Consider the following 19,416-nt stretch of genomic DNA (forward strand, 5'->3'; position numbering starts at 1 on the left):
CAAAGTCAAAAATCGTTGACACTATACCATTCAATAAATACCTAATTGTGCTCCTATATATATGAATAGTTTTTTATAATAATCACAAAATAAGGTTGAACGAAATGTTGAAGGAGGTTAAATTTATGAAATTAGAAGATAACCCTGAGCTACGTGAAAAAGCTAAACAAATGCTTATAGATGGCGAATCCTATGATAAAATTATGGACGTAACTCATTTAAGATTAAAAGATGTAAAAAGAATTGAAAGAGAAGAAGTAAGTAGTCATTTTTAGTTAATACAAAATACCCTGTAAAGTAATCCTCTATTTTGTGTGTTAAGCTTTCAGGGTATATTCTATTTTTGTATATGTTTTTGTCCTATATGTCTGTTTTATGCTCTAGTATTTCAATAAATTTTGTAGTTGCTGGAGAAAGGGACACACTCTTTAAAAAACATAGCCCTATACTTCTTTTAGGTATTTCTTCTTTTAATTTCACTTTATATACTGTTCCCTTTTCTAAATATTCTTTTGAAAATTCTTTAATAACACAGGCTATTCCTAAGTTTGCCCTTGCGAATTCTAATAATAAATCATAAGATCCTAATTCAATTTCAGCAGTAATTTTAATTCCTTTAGATAACATATATTTTTCTATGTATTGCCTTGATATAGATTTAGATTCTAATAATATTAATGGTAATTTTGTTATTTCTTCGAGGCTAATGGGTATAGAGCAACGGTTCTTGTACTTATTTCCACAGACAAATATATCATGAATATCCATACATTCTCTAAGTTCCAGTGCGGAATCTTCAATAGGAAAATTACAAATTGCAATATCTATTTCCCCTGACTTTACACTAGCACAAAGCTCTAAGGTTGTGGCATTTATTATTTTAAACTTAATATTGGGATATTCCTTGTGAAATTGTTCTAAATAGGGTAATAAAAAATATCTTGATATGGTATCTCCTACACCTATTTTTAAATCTCCTATCATCATATTTTTAATTTTTAAAAGTTTATCTTCTCCAACATGTATCAAATTCATGGCAGAGCTAGCATATTCAAATAAAATTCGCCCCTCATTTGTAAGTATAACCCCTTTAGAAGTTCTTGTGAAAAGCCTTATATCTAGTTCTCTTTCTAATTGCATAATAGATTGACTTACTGCTGGTTGAGTCATGTATAACTCTTTAGCAGCTCTTGAAAAACTTTCATGCTTTCCCACCATACAAAATACCTTATATAAATCTAATTTACTTATCATATAAGCACTCCTTATATCTACTATTTAATCTATTTATTTTACTTATACCACTAAAATGGTGTATATTACAAGTGTAGGTTTTAAAAATTAATGTAATTTTACATAAAGGAGATGTTATAATTGGAAAGAGTCGTTGGAACTGTTGTTAGAGGACTTCGTTGCCCAATCATAAACAAGGGAGATAACATTGAAGAAATCGTTGTAGATAGCGTGCTAACTGCTGCTAAAGTTGAAGGTTTCTCAATTAATGATAAAGATGTAGTTACTGTAACTGAATCTGTAGTTGCTCGTGCACAAGGAAACTATGCTTCTATAGACAATATTGCTAAAGATGTAAGCTCAAAGTTTGGTGAAGATACTGTAGGAGTAATATTCCCAATATTAAGCCGTAACCGTTTTGCTATATGCCTTCGTGGTATTGCAAAGGGTGCTAAAAAAATTGTTTTAATGCTTAGCTATCCTTCTGATGAAGTTGGTAACCATTTAGTAGACTTAGATATCCTAGATGAAAAAGGAGTTAATCCTTGGACAGATGTTCTAACTGAAAAGCAATTCCGTGAACACTTTGGATTTAATAAACATCCATTTACCGGTGTTGATTATATTGAGTATTACAAATCTCTAGTTGAAAGCTATGGAATAGAGTGTGAAGTTATATTCTCAAATAATCCAAAAACTATATTAGATTATACAAAGAGTGTACTTACTTGCGACATTCACACTAGATTCAGAACTAAGAAAATACTTAAAGCAAATGGTGGAGAAAAGATTTATAGTCTTGATGATATTTTAGCTTCATCAATTGATGGTAGTGGATTCAATGAAGCTTATGGACTTTTAGGCTCAAACAAATCTACAGAGGAAACAGTTAAACTTTTCCCTCGTAACTGCCAACCAGTAGTTGATAATATACAAGCTATGATTAAAGAGAAAACTGGAAAAACTGTTGAAGTTATGATTTATGGAGATGGAGCATTCAAAGACCCAGTAGGTAAGATTTGGGAACTTGCAGACCCAGTTGTATCACCTGCATATACTCCAGGACTTGAAGGAACACCAAATGAAGTTAAGTTAAAATATCTTGCTGATAATAACTTTGCTGATTTAAAAGGTGAAGAACTTAAGTCTGCTATCTCTGAATATATTAAAAATAAAGAATCTGATTTAGTAGGTGCTATGGAATCACAAGGTACTACTCCAAGAAGACTTACTGATCTTATAGGTTCATTATCTGACTTAACTTCTGGAAGTGGAGATAAGGGAACTCCTATAATCTTCATCCAAGGTTATTTCGATAATTACACAAAATAATACAGGAAAAACTAATGTAATTTCTTATCCTACTTATATAAAAATAGCCCAAAGGATTTTCTTTATCCCTTGGGCTATTTTCTATACTTTATTTTTAATGGATTTTTCTTATATACACTGACTTACTTTTTATAAGAGCTCTTCAAAGATACAGTTCTATTAAATACTAGCTTTTCTTTAGATAATCTAGTATCTCTTATAAAGTATCCATGTCTTATAAATTGAAATCTACCTTCTTCGTTTAGTCTAAGCGCTGCTGGTTCAATAATTGCATTTTTCTTTACTTCTAAGGAATTTTTATTTATATATTCAAATAAATTATCTCCAGATGGAGCATCATTAAATAAATTCTCAAACAATCTAACTTCACAAGGTACTCCATACTTTGCACTTACCCAGTGAATTGTTCCCTTAACTTTTCTTCCAGTAAAACCGCTACCACTCTTAGTCTCTGGATCATAGCTACATCTAAGCTCTACTATTTCACCAGATTCATTCTTTATTACCTCATTACACTTTATAAAATATGCTCCCTTAAGTCTAACTTCTCCATCTAATACTAATCTATTATATTTCTTAGGTGGATTTTCACTGAAATCCTCTCTTTCAATATACAATTCTTTAGTAAAAGGCATCTCTCTCTTACCTAAGTCTTCATTTTCACCATTATTTTCAATGGTTAAATACTCTAAATGTTCTTCTGGCAAATTTGTTACTACAACTTTTATTGGATCAAGAACTGCCATAACAGAAGGTACCCTTAATTTCAAATCTTGTCTTAAAGAGTTCTCTAGCATAGTAACATCTACTAAAGTATCAGCCTTAGCAACTCCAATTTCTCTTAAAAAGTTTAAAATTGCCTCTCGTGTATACCCTCTTCTTCTCATTCCCTTTAAAGTTGAAAGCCTTGGGTCATCCCATCCATCAACTTCTCCACTAGCTACTAACATCTTTAAATATCTCTTACTTGTAACTACTCCACTTAAATTCATTCTTCCAAATTCAATTTGTCTTGGCTTTGGATTATCTAAATCTAACTCATTTAAAACCCATTCATAAAGAGGTCTATGATCTTTGAATTCATTAGAACATAAAGAATGAGAAACCCCTTCAATATAGTCTTGAATCGGATGAGCATAGTCATACATAGGGTATATACACCATTGAGTACCAGTTTTATAGTGTTGCGTATATGATATTCTATAAATAACCGGATCTCTCATATTCATATTGGGACTTGCCATATCTATTTTTGCTCTTAACACAGCTTCTCCCTCTTTATATTTACCCGCCTTCATTTTATCAAATAACTCTAAGTTTTCTTCAATAGTTCTATCTCTATAAGGACTATTTTTACCTGGTGTTGTTAAAGTTCCCCTATACTCTCTTACTTCATCGGGAGTTAAATTACATACATAAGCCTTTCCCTTTCTTATTAAATATAAAGCATAGTTATATATTTTTTCACTGTAATCTGAACCATAAAAAAGTCTATCCTCATAGTCAAACCCCATCCACTTCATATCTTCAATTATAGCATATACATACTCATGGTCTTCTTTACCTGGGTTAGTGTCATCAAATCTTAAGTTGAATTTTCCATTATACTTTTTAGCAATTCCATAGCTTATATTTATTGCATAAGCACTTCCTATATGGAGATATCCATTAGGTTCAGGAGGAAACCGAGTATGAATTTCATCACATTTCCCCTCATTAATATCTTCCTTCACTAGTCTATCTACAAAGTTTAAAGAATCATTTTCATTACACATATCCTCTTAGTAAAGCTTTTTTCAGGCTTTACTAAATTCACCTCCAATTTATATATAAATTTTAATTTTAAGATTTTATAGTTTTCCACTTAACCAAATATAAAATTTGGAGTGACGTTGCTAAAGCAACTTTCTTGCTTTGATCTTGATGAAACTCCTTTTCACTTCATTAAAATGAGTAAGTTCACATGACTAAATCATAGATTTAGATGTTCACTTAAGTTTTACTTAGCTAAATCAAAGATTTAGAGTAATGTTGCTAAGGCAACTTTCTCGCTTTGCTCGTAAAGAAACTCCTTCTCACATGCGTTCCAAGGAGTAAGTTTCACTTAACCAAATATAAAATTTGGAGTGAAACTTAAAAACTCCCACCCTAGGACTGTTATAGTCCTTAGGGCGAGAGTTATATCTTCGCGTTGCCACCTAAATTCATAGATATGTCACCATATCAATCTTATCAAGTACGATATTAAAAATACTTATACTCTAGTCCTGTAACGTAGACCTACGTCATAGCATCATCTTTAAAGAATCCGTATGAAGCTCAGAGCCTTGTTTCGATAAATACTTCTTTACTCCCTTTCAGCACCTGGAGCTCTCTGTAAAAGAAATTAAATATCTACTTTTCTCATCATAGCTATTATTGATATTATTATCTATAATATACAAATATATTTATTTCGTCAATACAAAATTAAGAATCTATTTTTATTTTATTCGTGTAATCCAAATCCACTTATTATTAAGGTAGCCCAATCTTCATTTTCTTTTTCAATCCACTTATATTCTATATCCAGTTCTTTAAGCCAAGCATTAAGTCCATAACTTTTTTTGCTTACATTTGGAGACTTTCTTCCAAAGATTTCTTTTATAGTCTCAAGTAATTCAGCTTGTGATTCTTGACCAAGAGGTCTATCAATTACATTGCTTATCTCTATACAGCATTGTGCATAGGATGAATGATCTTCAAAATACAGCTCATTAGCAAGGCCTATTCTTTTTTCATTTAATTCTTTAATTACCTCATTAATTTCATCAATATTTGATAAATACTTCTTTGCTACTCCCATAGAATCAATATCATTGTCTAGTCTATTTATTTGCTTTTCTAATCTTTCATATCTCATATCTTTTTCTCACTTTACATATTTATTTTGCCATACATAGAGTTTGTATTTAACCAATAAAACTTCTTATCTTAAGTTACATCCTCATTTACATTTCTCTTAATGCCAATAATCTATTATAACATTAAAAATCATTGTTGCAATTAACTTCTTTCAATCTTAACTTTACTTCCACCTCTACCTGATTCTGCTGGAGTAATTACTAATTTTACTGGTACCCTATTTTTTATAGATTCTACGTGACTTATTATTCCTACCTTAAGTTTATCATTATGAATTCTCTCTAAGGAGTTCATAACTACTTCTAGTAAGTCATCATCTAGTGTTCCAAAGCCTTCATCTAAGAAGAATAGCTCTAAGGGTGCTGTTCCCTTAAGTTGAATTTCTGAGGATAGTGCTAAGGCTAAAGCTAAGGATGTTAGGAATGTCTCTCCCCCTGAAAGTGTGGATGCATCCCTTGAGGCTCCTCCATTTTTATAGTCTCTTATTATGAATTTGCCCTGTTCATCTACTTCTAAACCATAAGTTCCACTAGTAATTTCCTTAAGTCTTTTAGAGGCTTCCATGGATACATATTTTAGTCTAGTAGCAGCTACAAACTCAACAAACTTTTTACCCTTAAATAGCTTTTCTAAATCATCAAGAAGAGCTAATTTGTGATCTAATTTTTCTTTTTTATCTAACAATTCCTTTAACTCTAATAGTTTTTTCTTTATATAATTTACTTCTTCTGAACATCTTATATTTACTTCCGTAAAAGCCTTTATTTCCTCTTCTTTTATAGCCTTTTCTTCTTGAACCTGCTGCCAAGCTTCTTCACTTACTTCTCTTCCATTTATCTTTATAAGTAAACTTTCAATAGCCCCATTAATCTTGGATATGCTGTTATTATACTCTTCAATAAATGTCTTTAATCTATCCATTTCCACCTTAGAAATTACATTATCTTTAACCTGCTCTATATCTTCAAAACTTTCCTTCCTTAAGCAATCCTTGAGGTAAGTTCTTTCTTCTTCCTCTCGTTTATCTAACTGTCTAACCTTACTTATGATTTCTATTAAAGCTTCATTACAGCTTTTAAAGTCTTCTTCCATGGATTCCTTTTTCTTATCATAACCATTAAAGGAATCTTCTATAGTCTTTATTTCTTCCTGAAGCTGCATTAGTAAGTCCTTGAGATTATCCATATATCCTACCTTAGCTTTTATTTGAAGTTCCTTCTCCTCTGCACTTTTTTCTTTTTCTATAAGAGCAGATTTTTCTTTAGCTAAGTTTTCTCTAAGAGAATTTATGCTTATTTGTAAGGATTCCTTACTATCTATTAGTTCATCTAATCCCTTTCTATACTTTCTTATGTTCTTTTCTAACTCTTCTCTTTCTTTTTCTATCCTTAATATTTCTTCATTTTTTTCTTGAAAACTTTCTACATTGATAGAATTTTTTATACTACTAATATCATTTTCTAAAGCACTACAAGATAGAGTATTTTTATTAAATCCTAGCTCTACATCCTTATATTGCTTTTCCTTTTCTTCTATTATTGATTTTATAGTATTTCTTTTCCCTTCTAAGAATAGTTTTTCTTCTTTTAAGGTTTTTATAACAGTCTCTAAAACTTCTTTATCTTTGTTATACTGTGAAAGCTCTTTATCTAGCGCCTTAAATTTATCTTCTAATATTGCTAGATTCCCAACTTTAAAATCATCCCCTAAAGCTTTTATTTCTAGTTCTTTAGCCTTAATGTTTTCTTCTAAATTTAAGATTTTAGTGTTGTCCCTAGTAATATTCATTTCTATTTCCTTAAGTTGATTTTCAAAGTCATGCAGTTTTTCATTTTTTCCAGTTAAGTCTAGGTTTTCTATATGCCTTATATTCTCAACATGATGCTCTAAAGAACCACAAACAGGACAAGGTTTTCCCTTATTTAAATTTTCTCTAAGCTCACTTGCTAAAGTCTCAACCTGCAGCTCTAGTACTTCTGCTTTTAAACCTTTAATGGCCTCATCTATACTGGACTTATTTTTCTCATGTTTATTTACTGCTTCCCTTAAACTTTTAATACTTTCTTCTGAGCTTATAATAACTTCAGTTGCAAGGCTATATCTTTTAGTCTTTTCTGTTTCCTCAGATATCCTTCTTTGAAGATTCAAAAGATCAGTAGATTCTCCTGGACAAGTATTAATTAGTTTCTCTAACTCCTCTTCCTTTTCTATAAGCAATGCTTCCTTTTTACTAAGTTCTTCTCTGCATAAATCCTCTTTTACGTGTTCTTCTTCCATAAACTTTTTAAGTTTTGTTAAGGTTAATCTATCTTTATTTACTAAAGCTTTTAAGTCTAAAAATCTTTCATTAAGTCTAATACCCCTTTGAACCTTTTCCTTTAAGTCACTATCTATCTTAATGGCTTCAAACTTCATCTCAGTTTCTTTTATAACATTTCCACCTTTAAGAATTCTTTTATCTAAAATATCTATTTCTCCCTGAGCTTTCTGTCCCTGCTCATTTAAACTTTTAACATTTTCCCTTAACTCACTAATATTAACTTTTAAAGCATCTAAATTTTTCTTTTCTATTAAAGCATCCTTAACCTTTTCTTCTTTTACTTTTAAGTCAGGTAATTCCTTATCCTTTTTCTTTCTCCAAAAATTCCATTTACTTTCTAGTTCATCTTTTTCTACCTTTAATTTTTTATATTGAAGATTTAAGGCAATTTCATTTTCCCTTGAGGTTTTTAAATCCCTTAGAGCATTTTCATAGCTTTCTATATAAGGTAAAATCCTAGCTGCACCTTCACCAATTTTTAGTTTTTCCTTATAACCTTCTATCTCTTGAACTTTTCCCATTAGAATTTTTTTCTTTTCCTCATAAGCTTTAATATCTAAACTTAACTTCCAAACTTCTTCTTTTTCCTTAAAATCTGATTCTAACTTCTTAAGTTCCTCATTACCTCTTTTTAATATATCTGTTGAAGTATTTAGTTCATCCTCTTTTTCTTTTAATGTATCCTCATTTATATTTTCATAGCCCTTAAGCTCACCTGACAATTCCTTATATTTACTTTCTTCCTTGATTACTTCAGCCTTTAGCTTACTTGAAAGATTATCTCCATACTTTTGTAAATTAAATAATCTCTCAAGCATATCTCTTCTTGTTCTACCCTCTAACCTTAAAAACTCACTAAATTTCCCTTGAGGTAACACAACAGTTCTAGTAAAATCCTCTAAACTTAATCCTATAATCTCTCTACAAGCTGCAGTAACTTCCTTCACCTTATCTGCTAAGATTATAGGCTCTTCTAAAGTCATGTCTATTATCTTACATTTCCCTGATATAGGATTGCCAGTTTTTTTATCCCTTTTAAATTCTCTATCTACAACATATCTCTTAGGCTTCGATCCTGAAATTTGAAAGGTATAACTTAAAGCTAGGCTATCACAATTAGTATTTATAAAGTTTGAACTTTTTCTTGAAACTTCTCCATATAAAGCTAAAGTTATTCCATCTAATACTGTAGATTTCCCACTGCCAGTAGGTCCAAATATACCAAAAAAACCTTGTTCCGTAAGTTTTTCAAAATCTATAAATTGCTCTTCATTAAAGCTATTTAATCCCTTAATTTTAAGACTAATTGGTTTCATTATCTTCACCTCCTTCTTCTGAGATTATAGACATAAGTAGTTCAACTACTTCGTCCTCTGCATCTACTCCTCTTTCTCTTTTATAAAAATCCTTAAATATCTCTTCAAAGGATTTTTCAGAAAGACTCCTAGAATTTTCATCCTCTTCCTCCACCCCTATAATCTTAGGCATAATTTCTAGGATATCTCTTTTTAATGTCTTCATTTTCTTTATTTCATCTTCATTTATATATCTATCTGTAGAAATTTCAAGATAAACCCAACAATTTCTATCCTTATTTTCCTCACACTTTAAGATAGCTTCCTCTACTCCATTGCATTTCCACACCTCAATGGGCTTATAAACCTTTATTTCTACCTCTTTTATAACGCTATCTTCTCCAGCCTTCACATCTACTATAAAACATTTATTTTTAAAGCTAATTTCCTTTTTATTATAATGAAGAGGCGAACCTGAGTATCGTGCTCTTTTATTAGTTCCAGGGACTATTTGAGGCTTATGCACATGACCAAGAGCTATATATTGAGCTGACTCTGGAAAACAACTGCCATTTACTATGTAGCTTCCTCCTAGTTGTATGCTTCTCTCTGAACCACTTTCTTCACTTCCCATGGCAAATAGGTGTGATACTACTAAATTTATAGTGTCTTCTCTATAATGACCTTCTAAAGTATGAAATAATTCATGTATTCTATCACTATAAGACATTAATTTTTCTTCTTCACTTTCCATGCCACTATACAATATTTCATTTAATCTTTTTTCACTGGGATAGGGTACTGTTAATATAACTGCTCTTTCTCCATTAACTTCAATTTCGATAAACCCTTCTCCAGATTCAATAAGTCTGTGTTTTCCATAGCTCCCTGGTTGAACTACAGTTTTTGGAGTTCCCACCATAATTATTCCATGGTCCATAGCTAAAGGTCCTGCTGCCACTAATCTCTCTGGATTATCATGATTTCCCGATATTACAAGGGTTAGCCTTTCACCATTTCTAGAAATTCTCTTTAAAGTATCATAAAACATTTTTTCAGCTCTAGCTGGTGGATTACTTGTATCATAGACATCTCCTGCAATAATAACCAAGTCTATATTATTTTCTTCTACTATATTTACAAAGTCCTTTAAAAACTCTTCTTGCTCATCCATCCTACTCTGACCCTCTAGATTTTTTCCTAGATGCCAATCTCCAGTATGAAGTATTCTCAATTTTGTTCCTCCTCCATTAATGTATATCTATTTCTTTAAACCCTATAAATTCCTCACCCTTAAATTCCATAACAATAATCCAAGGCATAATACTTTTTATTCTATTAAACTCCTCATAACCAAAGGCTTTATTATAATAATTCAATATTGTACTTAAAGCTGTGCCATGAGTTCCTATTACTACATTTTTGCCTTTATTCTCATTTAATATTTCTTTTAATGCTGTTATATTTCTCTCTTGCACCTGTCTAAGACATTCACCCTTAGAAAGCTTGTACTCAAAATCCTCCCATTGACATTTTACAAATTCATTAAAATCATCTATCCATTGATCTGTAATAGTCCTCTCCCTTAAATCCTCTTTAGCTACTACCTTTAAATTTAACGCATCAGCTAGCTCTTTAACCGTATCTATTGCACGTTTATATGGACTTGAATAAATTCCATGTATTTTTTTACTTTTTAATACTTCTGCTACCCTTTTACTATCTTTTAATCCTTTATCCGTTAATGGTCTAATTAAATCTTCATGAATTGAAAAGTCAGGCTCACAATGTCTAACAAAATATATATTGGTCATTTTCCCCTACCCCCTATAAATAAACTGTAATTCTATATTATTCTATTATACCTTAAATTATTTTGTAGTATCATTTTTAATTAAAAACTTACTAGTATTTTTTGAATACTAATGAAGATAGGAAACTAAAAAAGAGTTATATCAAAACAATTTTCTAATCTTAATTAAATATTGTACATTCATTTAAAATAAATATAAGTTCAATATTAATTTAACATTAATTTTGTTTTGATATAACTCTAAACTCATTTAAACACTTTATTCTTCTATACCATAGAATAATTCTATTACATCTTTATCTGGTTTTTTCCCAATATAACTTCCCATTAAGAATGTAACTATAGCTACCACAAGAGCTGGAACAATAGGTTGAACTCCCATTGGTGCAAACTTTGTAATGTAAAATATTATAAAGGAACCAACACCGCAAATCATAGATATTATAGCTCCCATAGCATTAGCCCTTTTCCAATATAAACCAAAGACCACTGGACAAAAGAAAGCAGCCTCTAATCCACCAAAAGCAAATAGATTAATAAAAGTAAGTAATGATGGAGGTTGTATTGCAAGAATAAACACTATAAGCCCTATAATTGCTGTGGACCATAGACTCATTTTTGATATTTTCTTTTCAAAATCTTTACCTTCTTTTACATCATAATTTTTCATAATGTAGTTCATATATATATCTTTTATAATTGCAGCAGAAGATAAGATTAACATAGAAGATACCGTTGACATTACTGCTGCTAGTGGTGCTGCAAGAAATATTCCAGCAGCTACAGGATGCATAATATTAATAACTAAAGTTGGGATAACAGTATCTGAATTTGCAATTCCTTTTGGAAGAATCGCTGCAGAAAGTACTCCCGCTAAAAGCATTCCAAACATTAAAATAAAAAATACTACTGTTCCATAAATCATGGCATCATGCATGGATTTACTATTCTTAAATCCCATAGCTCTAACTGTGTTTTGAGGAAGTCCAAGGGTTCCTACTCCTACTAATACCCAAAAGGACATGATGTATCCTTTACTAAAATGTTCTCCAGATAAAGGGGTATTCCATACTGGATTAACTTCATTTAAAGTAGCTGAAATAGTATCCATTCCCCCGCCAACCTTTATAATGGAGTAAATAATTAGACCTGTACCTATTATCATTATAATTCCTTGAATTGTGTCAGTAACTACTACTGCTTTAAAGCCTCCTATGGTAGTATATATAATTACTATTGTACCGAAAAGAATTAGTCCTACCAAATAAGAAAATCCTGTAATAGACTGAAAAAGTACAGCTCCTCCAATAAACTGCGCCACCATAGTTACAATAAAAAATACTACTAAAGCAATAGATGCCATTATAACTACTGTTGGTGATTTATATCTTTTGTATAAATAATCTGTAACTGTTACAGCATTAATTTTTCTTGATATTATAGCTAGCTTTTTTCCTAAGATTCCTAGTGTTAAAAATGCTGTTGGAACTTGGGTTACTGCTACAAATACCCAACTTAATCCTACAGAATAAGCAATTCCAGGTCCACCAATAAAACTGCTAGCACTAGTATAAGTTGCTATTAGTGTCATAGCAAGAACAAGCCCTCCCATAGATCTTCCACCTATGAAGTAATTATTTATAAATCCATTTTTAGCATTTTCTTTTGCTGAGTTTTTGCTAATCCAAACTCCTACAAATAAGTTTAATGCTAAATAAAGAATAATTGGTATTACAATTAACATTTTTTCCATTCTACATTCCCCACTTTATTTTTCCTTATGATTATTCTTTTGTTCTTCATCATTTTCCAAATCCATATCCACAAATAAATACTTTACAGTAAATGTTACTGCTACAATAAGTATTATTGGTCCTACAAAACTACTTAATACAAACCACAATGGTAGTCCCATTACATATTTATAAGTAGATGGATCTCCGCTTCCTAGCCCAAAGCCAGTAACATACCACCAAATAAAATAAAGTATATACAAAATAATAGAAATGATAGCTTCTTTATTCATTTGTCGATTCTTAGCTTTTTCTGATAATTTCATAATTTTACTCCTCTTGATTTCAACAAAATAAGTTTCCTAGAGCTGTACCATTTAGTAATAAGCTCTCATTTTAACAACATAGTAATATTATCACGTCACCATTGAGTTCACAATGGTTTTCATAATTTATTTTCCCCTAATATAGTATTTTAACTTAAATAAATATAAATTTTTTTAATTAATATAAATCTTTTTTAAAAAAATATTAAAAAACTATTGCATATTTATAAGTTATAGTTGTATAATTATGCAACGATAATAAATTATTATACAAGGGGGATACAATAATGAAAAAAGGTATACTAAAGAAAATTTTTGCACTAGCTATGGTAGGTACCACGTCACTATCTTTAATGGCATGCGGTAATAAAGAAGAGGTGGACTTGCTATCTAAAATAAAAAAAGAAGGAAAATTAAAAGTAGGTATGAGTGTTGATTACGCACCTTATGAATTCTTTATAATGGAAAATGGTGAAAAGAAAACCGTTGGTCTAGACATATCTCTGGTAAGTGAAATTGCTAAAGATTTGGGTGTAGAATACGAAATTCAAGAGATGGAATTTAGCACTATTTGTGATGCTACAAGAAATGGAATCATTGATTTAGGAGTGTCTGGACTATCAGTTAATGAAGAAAGAAAAGAAGTTATAGATTTCTCAAATATATATTTTCAAGCAGAACAAGGAATATTAATAAATAAAAACAATTCTGAAACTATTAAAAGTATTGATGATTTAAAAGGTAAAAAAGTAGGAGCTCAAAATGGTTCTACACAAGCCACTTTAGCTCAGGGAATTGAAAATGCTGATGTTAAGTTATTAGCACAAGTTCCAACTTTAATTCAAGATTTAATAGCTGGAAACTTAGATGCAGTAATTGTTGAACTTCCAGTAGCTGATATACAAGCTATGGTTCATGAAGAATTAGCTGTTGCAAAAGAAAAAATTAATGATACTTCCGGTGGTGGTTCTGCTATAGCTCTTCCAAAGGGACAAGATGCTTTACTAGAAGCAGTTAATAAAACATTAGAAAGATTAGAATCTGAAGGTAAAATACAAGAGTTTTATAAAGAAGCTATAAAATTAAGTAAAGATGAGGTTACAGCTCAATAATTTTTACTAGCTACAAAGGAGGAAGCTATGTCTAATTTAAGTTTTAAGTTTTTAGAAAAATATTATCCAGTGTTTATAGAAGGTATTCAATGGACTTTATTAGTAGCAATGCTATCAGTTCTATTTGGAGCAATCCTAGGAACCCTTCTTTGCTTCATGAAAAGGTCCAAGTTATCTGTATTAAAAGTACCTATTCCTAAGGTTATAGCTTCTATTTATATAGAATTCATAAGAGGAACACCTTTATTACTACAAATTTTTATAGTATATTTTGGTACAACCTCCTTTGGAGTTAAGCTTACTCCTTTAGTAGCTTGTGTAATAGCACTTTCACTTAACTCAGGAGCTTATGTTGCAGAAATAATAAGAAGTGGAATTGATGCAGTAGATAAAGGACAATTAGAGGCTGCAAGAAGTCTAGGTATGAATCAAAGAATGGCCATGCAACATATTATATTACCACAAGCCATAAGAAATATTTTACCTGCTATTGGTAATGAGTTTGTGGCTATAATAAAGGAATCATCTATGGCATCAGCTATAGGTGTAGCAGAAATTACTTATGGTGCTAAGCTAGTTACAGGTGCCACCTATAGAAACTTTGAGCCTTTAATTGTAGCAGCAATCTGCTACTTTATCCTAACATTTACTCTAGGAAGATTAATGGCTTATGCAGAAAGGAGACTTAAAGGAAATGATTCACGTTAAAAATTTAAAGAAAAACTTTGGAGAACTAGAAGTTTTAAAGGGAATTGATGAACATATAACTAAAGGAGAAGTTGTTGTAATTATTGGCCCTTCTGGTTCTGGTAAGTCTACCTTCTTACGTTGTCTTAATCTACTAGAAGAGCCGACTTCAGGAGAAATTATATTTGAAGGAAATAATATCACTGATAAAAAGGCTAATATAAATAAACTAAGAGAAAAAATGGGAATGGTATTTCAGCAATTTAATCTCTTTCCTCATAAATCAGTATTAGAAAACATAACTATATCACCTATTAAGGTAAAAGGTGAAAAGGTTCAATCCGCTAATGAAAAAGCTCTATCTCTTTTAAAAATGGTCGGTCTAACAGATAAAGCTAGTGCTTATCCAAGCTCCTTATCTGGTGGACAAAAGCAAAGGATAGCAATAGCCAGAGCTTTAGCCATGAACCCAGATGTAATGCTATTTGACGAACCTACCTCTGCTTTAGATCCTGAAATGGTTGGTGAAGTTTTAAATGTTATGAAAGAACTGGCCAAAGAAGGTATGACCATGGTGGTAGTAACCCATGAAATGGGCTTTGCAAGGGAAGTTGGAGATAGAATTTTATTTATGGATGAAGGAAAAATTCTAGAAGAAGGCACTCCAGATGAACTTTTTGGAAATCCTAAAAATTCTAGAACTATAGATTTCTTATCTAAGGTTTTATAAATCAATAAAATTCAAAGTGGATTTTCATAAAATAATTTAGCACAGTATATGCTTATTCTCCATATATGGGCACACTAATATAACCAGTGATTTATTTTGAAAATAAATTCACTGGTTATATTTCTATTATTTATAATTTCGTAGTAGCATAACCTCTATTTATCAATATGCTAAATCAGCCTTTAAAAGTTAAAATATCTTTTAATCCTTTTGTCTAACTCCAATTTTCACGCCATTTGGATCATGTATAAAGATATATTTTTCCATAGGCCCATTAATTATTTTTATATTTTGCTCTTCTAATTTTCTTACAGCTTCATTGAAGTCATTTACATTAAATACAATAGAAACATTTGAACCATTGACTTTTTCTACCTCCGTAAAATTCTTTGGACATTCTATTAATTCAATAATTCCATCCTCTTCATCTTTTAAGAAAACAATGCATATTCCATCTGGAGTATCTATTCTATGTATTTCTTTTAACTCTAAAATTTCTTTATAAAACTTTTCTGACTTTTTTAAATCTGCTACTGCTAGTGTAACCATTTCTAAATTCATAAATATTACCTCACTTTATTAATTTTACACCTACTACGATACATTCATTTTAACTGTTTATATTTCGTTGTGTCCATAAAATATACTAGCACTATATCCTTTATATAAAAAGGTACTTTGTTTACATAAAAATTCTACTATAATCTTTTAGTTATTCAACAGTAATCTCTAAATAACTAATTACATTCTCATATAAATAATCTTCCATAACTCCATAAGTTGGATCATAATATATTCCATTATAATAAACCATAAATTTATCATTACCTTAACAGGTATCATCCCTTTTATTTGCATGTTTGCTATACATTAAAAGGAATAGATATAAATGTTCTATTACCTTCTTTTAAAAAAGTAGAGTTAAATGAATATATCATAATCAAACCTCACATGCTATTTATTTTACTTTTTTGAGAACATACAAAATCCACTTTTACATTTCAGAAAGAGCCTTTTTTAGTACTTTAATTGCATCTTCATACTCTAGGCTTCCACTTAATACTTTTAAATCTTCTTCATCCATAAGTGATTGAAATAATTTCTTCCTTATTATCTTCTGCCCTTCCACATCCACCTCTAATCTAAGATTTTCAAAATAAGGGTTATTGCTATAATCATATTCTGTAGAAAGTAGCTCTTTTACATAATTGTTAAACCATTTTGCAGCAAGCTCCTTGTCCCCTATTTCAATATATAGCCTGCAGTAATTATATGCTCCTGAACCCATCCCTATTTTAAATATACTCTCTACTTGATTTAGAGCATCTAAATAGAAAACTGCCTTTTCATAATTATGTTCACCTTTTGAGATCCTTGCTAATATTGCTATCATTGCAATGCTTTGGTTTAAATACTGTAATAGCATTCCTTTACACATATTTTCTGCTTCTTCAATCTTTCCCTGTTTCTGTAACAATGAAGAATATAGTACCATGGGATCTATAAATGAATTTGATAATTCCTTAAGAGCCCTTTCACTTTCCTCATAGTTTTCTAAAGTCATTTGTATATTAGCAATAGAAAATAAAGCTATTGATATATACTTTGAAACCTTACTTTCAGTAACTTGATAAAGTAAGGTCAAACAATACTCCATTCTAGACTTTATACATTCCTCTGAAACATTACCTGACATCATAGAATACATTTGAATCAATTGTGCAATTATCAATTTTAAATATACACTATTAGGGTATTCTTTCTCATATTCTTTACATCTTAATTCACCATCCATATAACCCTGATGTAAAAATACTTCAACTAATTCTTTTTTTATATTAATAACCTCTACTTCAGAAAGTTCTTGTTGAAAGGATAGTAAAATATCTAAAGAGGTATCCAAGGCTCTTGCCAATGGCGCTAATAAAGAAATATCTGGTGTTGAATTTCCAGTCTCCCATTTGCTTACCGCTCCAGCTGAAATTCCAATCATACTTGCCAACTGCTCTTGAGTAATCTTTTTTTCTTTTCTTAAATGTAAAATAGTCTCTCCAATATTTAATCTATTCATATTCACTACCTCCGCCTTTGAGCCTTTTTAGTACTTTTATTATAAGCTTAATTACAACTGTCAACAATGGAGAGTAGTTCATACTTAAGTTGAAAAAACTTGAGCGGTATTCAACTTTATTGTTATAAGTTATAGTTATTAATCTATTCTATGTCTCATATCTCAAATATGATTATAATTTTTTTGTATAAACTCAATAAGTGGCTTAAGGTTTTCTTTGTTTGTCCAATCGAAGTTAGAGCCAATTGCTTGCATTAATGCAGCTTCCCAAGGTTCGTAATTGTTAGGGTCTTTTTTTGCAACAACTTTTTTAAGAATATTACAAAGGGTTTTGTCTTTCCAAGACATACTTTTCTCATTCCAAGCACCACGACAATAAAAACATGGGATTTCATTAAGTTTGTCTTTAAAATTACGCTCTTTTATAGCAGTCATAGCTTTTTCATCATATGGAGATGCTCCCACTGCAAAAACTACTATTCTTTTACCCTTTAGTTTTTCATAATGCTTTCTTAGAAAAGATATTCCTGCTATACCTGTTGCATAAATACCTCCACCTAAAATAATTGTATCGTATTTTGCAACTTGCTCTATACCAGCTTGTTTTGTTTCAATTATGTCACTTGAGAGCTCTTCTGCTAACCATTCCGCATATTTTTTTGTAGCTCCATACTTTGATTGATATAGTACTACTATATTTTCCAACTTTAGTACCTCCTTGTATACTGATTTAATTATATTTTTTATTATACCTGTAATAGTAAAATGGTGTTTCTTTATATTTTAACTTTGTTTTTCTTTATATGATATCTTTTGCCTCAATTTTAATATCCATTTATATCCTTACTATCATTTTGATACCACTATTAATAATAACATCAAATACAGTATTATCCAACATGTTCTATAAGTATATTTTATTTTCTATAACTTCGTGTCATAATAGGATTAATAAATAATTTATGGAGATGATTTTATGAGTACTGAAATAGAAAAACTAACACAAATTTTAAGAAATAGCAATAATATAGTATTCTTTGGTGGAGCAGGAGTATCTACCGAATCAAATATACCAGATTTCAGAAGTGCCAATGGGCTTTTTAATGCAAGACTTAACATGACCCTTTCTCCTGAACAACTAGTTTCTCATACTTACTTTATAAGATTTCCTGAGGAATTTTTTAATTTTTATAAGGCAAAGCTTATATATCCTGAAGCTAAACCTAATGGAGCACATATAGCCCTTTCTAACCTTGAAGAAATGGGTAAACTTAAAGCAATCATTACTCAAAACATTGATGGACTTCATCAAGCAGCTGGTTCTAAAAATGTATTTGAACTTCATGGCTCAATTCATAGAAACTATTGCATTAAGTGTAATGATAGCTATGATATGGATTTTATTTTAAATTCTAAGGGAATACCTACTTGTCCTAAATGTAGTGGAACTGTTAGACCTGATGTAGTTTTGTATGAAGAAGGTTTAGATGAAAGTGTACTTAAAGGAGCTATAGATGCTATATCAAAAGCAGACACATTAATTATAGGTGGAACTTCTCTAGTGGTTTATCCTGCAGCTAATCTTATAAACTATTTTAAAGGCAAAAATCTAGTGCTTATAAATAAAAGTAGTACTTCTGCTGATTCTAGAGCAGACTTAGTTATTCACGATTCTATTGGGAAAGTATTAAGTGAGGCAGTTAATTTTTTATAAAATAAAGGTAGTCATTTTGACTATCTTTTATTAACTAAAGTCTTATGCTATTTTCTCATTAATATTTCTATATTAATTTTATGTCCACTTTAATAAAAAAGCAATTTATATTATACTATTATAAGACCTAATACATATACAAAGGA

17 protein-coding genes and 1 other annotated feature are annotated in these 19,416 nt (G+C 30.4%); of the genes, 6 read left to right on the forward strand and 11 right to left on the reverse strand.

Annotated features, from left to right (window positions below):
• The first annotated feature begins 125 nt into the window (after positions 1–125).
• Positions 126–275 (forward strand): hypothetical protein, encoded by a 150-nt coding sequence (locus tag B2694_RS02975; protein ID WP_167402733.1) that lies wholly within the window; start codon positions 126–128, stop codon positions 273–275.
• 85 nt (positions 276–360) lie between these two features.
• On the opposite strand, the gene B2694_RS02980 is transcribed toward B2694_RS02975, so the two are convergent.
• Positions 361–1,254: a LysR family transcriptional regulator gene (locus B2694_RS02980; RefSeq protein ID WP_346884508.1), complete on the reverse strand. Its 894-nt coding sequence runs from the start codon at positions 1,252–1,254 to the stop codon at positions 361–363.
• 120 nt (positions 1,255–1,374) lie between these two features.
• Here B2694_RS02980 and B2694_RS02985 point away from each other — a divergent pair, with 120 nt between their 5' ends.
• Entirely contained in the window at positions 1,375–2,565 is a 1,191-nt protein-coding gene (locus B2694_RS02985) for a coenzyme F420-0:L-glutamate ligase (RefSeq protein ID WP_346884509.1), read from the forward strand.
• Positions 2,566–2,687: 122 nt separating this feature from the next.
• Here the strand turns inward: B2694_RS02985 and B2694_RS02990 are convergent, their stop codons facing one another.
• The 7 genes from B2694_RS02990 to B2694_RS03020 all read right to left on the reverse strand — a co-directional run bounded on the left by B2694_RS02990 (position 2,688) and on the right by B2694_RS03020 (position 12,956).
• Positions 2,688–4,340 (reverse strand): glutamine--tRNA ligase/YqeY domain fusion protein, encoded by a 1,653-nt coding sequence (locus B2694_RS02990; RefSeq protein WP_346884510.1) that lies wholly within the window; start codon positions 4,338–4,340, stop codon positions 2,688–2,690.
• Positions 4,341–4,729: 389 nt separating this feature from the next.
• Positions 4,730–4,984 (reverse strand) — a binding site (T-box leader).
• A 69-nt stretch (positions 4,985–5,053) separates the two neighbouring features.
• Positions 5,054–5,467 carry a hypothetical protein gene (locus B2694_RS02995; protein WP_346847549.1) on the reverse strand — a complete coding sequence of 138 codons (414 nt, stop codon included), beginning with the start codon at positions 5,465–5,467 and terminating at the stop codon, positions 5,054–5,056.
• A gap of 143 nt (positions 5,468–5,610) precedes the next feature.
• On the reverse strand, positions 5,611–9,105 hold the full coding sequence (locus B2694_RS03000) for an AAA family ATPase (protein WP_346884511.1): 3,495 nt from the start codon (positions 9,103–9,105) through the stop codon (positions 5,611–5,613).
• The gene (locus tag B2694_RS03005) at positions 9,092–10,318 is read right to left on the reverse strand and encodes an exonuclease SbcCD subunit D (RefSeq protein WP_346884512.1); all 1,227 of its coding nucleotides are present in this window, start codon (positions 10,316–10,318) and stop codon (positions 9,092–9,094) included. The genes B2694_RS03000 and B2694_RS03005 overlap by 14 nt, the downstream gene beginning before the upstream one ends.
• Positions 10,319–10,334: 16 nt before the next feature.
• A complete protein-coding gene (locus B2694_RS03010) occupies positions 10,335–10,898 on the reverse strand; it encodes a histidine phosphatase family protein (RefSeq protein ID WP_346884513.1) in 564 nt (187 codons plus the stop codon).
• A 258-nt stretch (positions 10,899–11,156) separates the two neighbouring features.
• Positions 11,157–12,650: a sodium/pantothenate symporter gene (gene panF, locus B2694_RS03015; RefSeq protein ID WP_346884514.1), complete on the reverse strand. Its 1,494-nt coding sequence runs from the start codon at positions 12,648–12,650 to the stop codon at positions 11,157–11,159.
• 15 nt (positions 12,651–12,665) lie between these two features.
• Complete coding sequence (locus tag B2694_RS03020; RefSeq protein ID WP_150841816.1) at positions 12,666–12,956, reverse strand: DUF997 family protein; 291 nt, start codon at positions 12,954–12,956, stop codon at positions 12,666–12,668.
• A gap of 287 nt (positions 12,957–13,243) precedes the next feature.
• Here B2694_RS03020 and B2694_RS03025 point away from each other — a divergent pair, with 287 nt between their 5' ends.
• From B2694_RS03025 to B2694_RS03035, 3 genes are read left to right on the forward strand one after another with little or no spacing between them, the layout of a single operon-like run.
• Entirely contained in the window at positions 13,244–14,068 is an 825-nt protein-coding gene (locus tag B2694_RS03025; RefSeq protein WP_346884515.1) for a transporter substrate-binding domain-containing protein, read from the forward strand.
• 27 nt (positions 14,069–14,095) lie between these two features.
• Complete coding sequence (locus tag B2694_RS03030; protein WP_035133830.1) at positions 14,096–14,776, forward strand: amino acid ABC transporter permease; 681 nt, start codon at positions 14,096–14,098, stop codon at positions 14,774–14,776.
• Positions 14,763–15,485, forward strand: coding sequence for an amino acid ABC transporter ATP-binding protein (locus B2694_RS03035; protein WP_346873895.1), 723 nt, complete (start codon positions 14,763–14,765; stop codon positions 15,483–15,485). Before B2694_RS03030 ends, B2694_RS03035 begins: the two co-directional genes overlap by 14 nt.
• A gap of 201 nt (positions 15,486–15,686) precedes the next feature.
• Here the strand turns inward: B2694_RS03035 and B2694_RS03040 are convergent, their stop codons facing one another.
• The 3 genes from B2694_RS03040 to B2694_RS03050 all read right to left on the reverse strand — a co-directional run bounded on the left by B2694_RS03040 (position 15,687) and on the right by B2694_RS03050 (position 18,261).
• Entirely contained in the window at positions 15,687–16,046 is a 360-nt protein-coding gene (locus B2694_RS03040) for a VOC family protein (RefSeq protein WP_346884516.1), read from the reverse strand.
• A 433-nt stretch (positions 16,047–16,479) separates the two neighbouring features.
• Positions 16,480–17,556: a helix-turn-helix transcriptional regulator gene (locus tag B2694_RS03045; protein ID WP_346884517.1), complete on the reverse strand. Its 1,077-nt coding sequence runs from the start codon at positions 17,554–17,556 to the stop codon at positions 16,480–16,482.
• A gap of 162 nt (positions 17,557–17,718) precedes the next feature.
• Positions 17,719–18,261 (reverse strand): flavodoxin domain-containing protein, encoded by a 543-nt coding sequence (locus tag B2694_RS03050; protein WP_346884518.1) that lies wholly within the window; start codon positions 18,259–18,261, stop codon positions 17,719–17,721.
• Between the two features lie 271 nt (positions 18,262–18,532).
• Here B2694_RS03050 and B2694_RS03055 point away from each other — a divergent pair, with 271 nt between their 5' ends.
• The gene (locus B2694_RS03055) at positions 18,533–19,270 is read left to right on the forward strand and encodes an NAD-dependent protein deacylase (protein WP_346884519.1); all 738 of its coding nucleotides are present in this window, start codon (positions 18,533–18,535) and stop codon (positions 19,268–19,270) included.
• Positions 19,271–19,416: the final 146 nt, after the last annotated feature.

Origin of the sequence: Clostridium sp. UBA4395 (assembly GCF_002390995.1) — a bacterium.
GTDB classification, from domain to species: Bacteria; Bacillota; Clostridia; order Clostridiales; family Clostridiaceae; genus Clostridium_J; species Clostridium_J sulfidigenes.

Excerpts from the sequence above, each read along its gene's own strand:
- B2694_RS03000 (WP_346884511.1), bottom strand. The coding sequence starts at position 9,105 with ATGAAACCAATTAGTCTTAAAATTAAGGGATTAAATAGCTTTAATGAA.
- B2694_RS03025 (WP_346884515.1), top strand. The coding sequence starts at position 13,244 with ATGAAAAAAGGTATACTAAAGAAAATTTTTGCACTAGCTATGGTAGGT.
- B2694_RS03035 (WP_346873895.1), top strand. The coding sequence starts at position 14,763 with ATGATTCACGTTAAAAATTTAAAGAAAAACTTTGGAGAACTAGAAGTT.
- B2694_RS03040 (WP_346884516.1), bottom strand. The coding sequence starts at position 16,046 with ATGAATTTAGAAATGGTTACACTAGCAGTAGCAGATTTAAAAAAGTCA.
- B2694_RS03010 (WP_346884513.1), bottom strand. The coding sequence starts at position 10,898 with ATGACCAATATATATTTTGTTAGACATTGTGAGCCTGACTTTTCAATT.
- B2694_RS03055 (WP_346884519.1), top strand. The coding sequence starts at position 18,533 with ATGAGTACTGAAATAGAAAAACTAACACAAATTTTAAGAAATAGCAAT.
- B2694_RS02995 (WP_346847549.1), bottom strand. The coding sequence starts at position 5,467 with ATGAGATATGAAAGATTAGAAAAGCAAATAAATAGACTAGACAATGAT.
- B2694_RS02990 (WP_346884510.1), bottom strand. The coding sequence starts at position 4,340 with ATGTGTAATGAAAATGATTCTTTAAACTTTGTAGATAGACTAGTGAAG.
- B2694_RS02980 (WP_346884508.1), bottom strand. The coding sequence starts at position 1,254 with ATGATAAGTAAATTAGATTTATATAAGGTATTTTGTATGGTGGGAAAG.
- B2694_RS03020 (WP_150841816.1), bottom strand. The coding sequence starts at position 12,956 with ATGAAATTATCAGAAAAAGCTAAGAATCGACAAATGAATAAAGAAGCT.
- panF (WP_346884514.1), bottom strand. The coding sequence starts at position 12,650 with ATGGAAAAAATGTTAATTGTAATACCAATTATTCTTTATTTAGCATTA.
- B2694_RS02975 (WP_167402733.1), top strand. The coding sequence starts at position 126 with ATGAAATTAGAAGATAACCCTGAGCTACGTGAAAAAGCTAAACAAATG.
- B2694_RS03045 (WP_346884517.1), bottom strand. The coding sequence starts at position 17,556 with ATGAATAGATTAAATATTGGAGAGACTATTTTACATTTAAGAAAAGAA.
- B2694_RS03030 (WP_035133830.1), top strand. The coding sequence starts at position 14,096 with ATGTCTAATTTAAGTTTTAAGTTTTTAGAAAAATATTATCCAGTGTTT.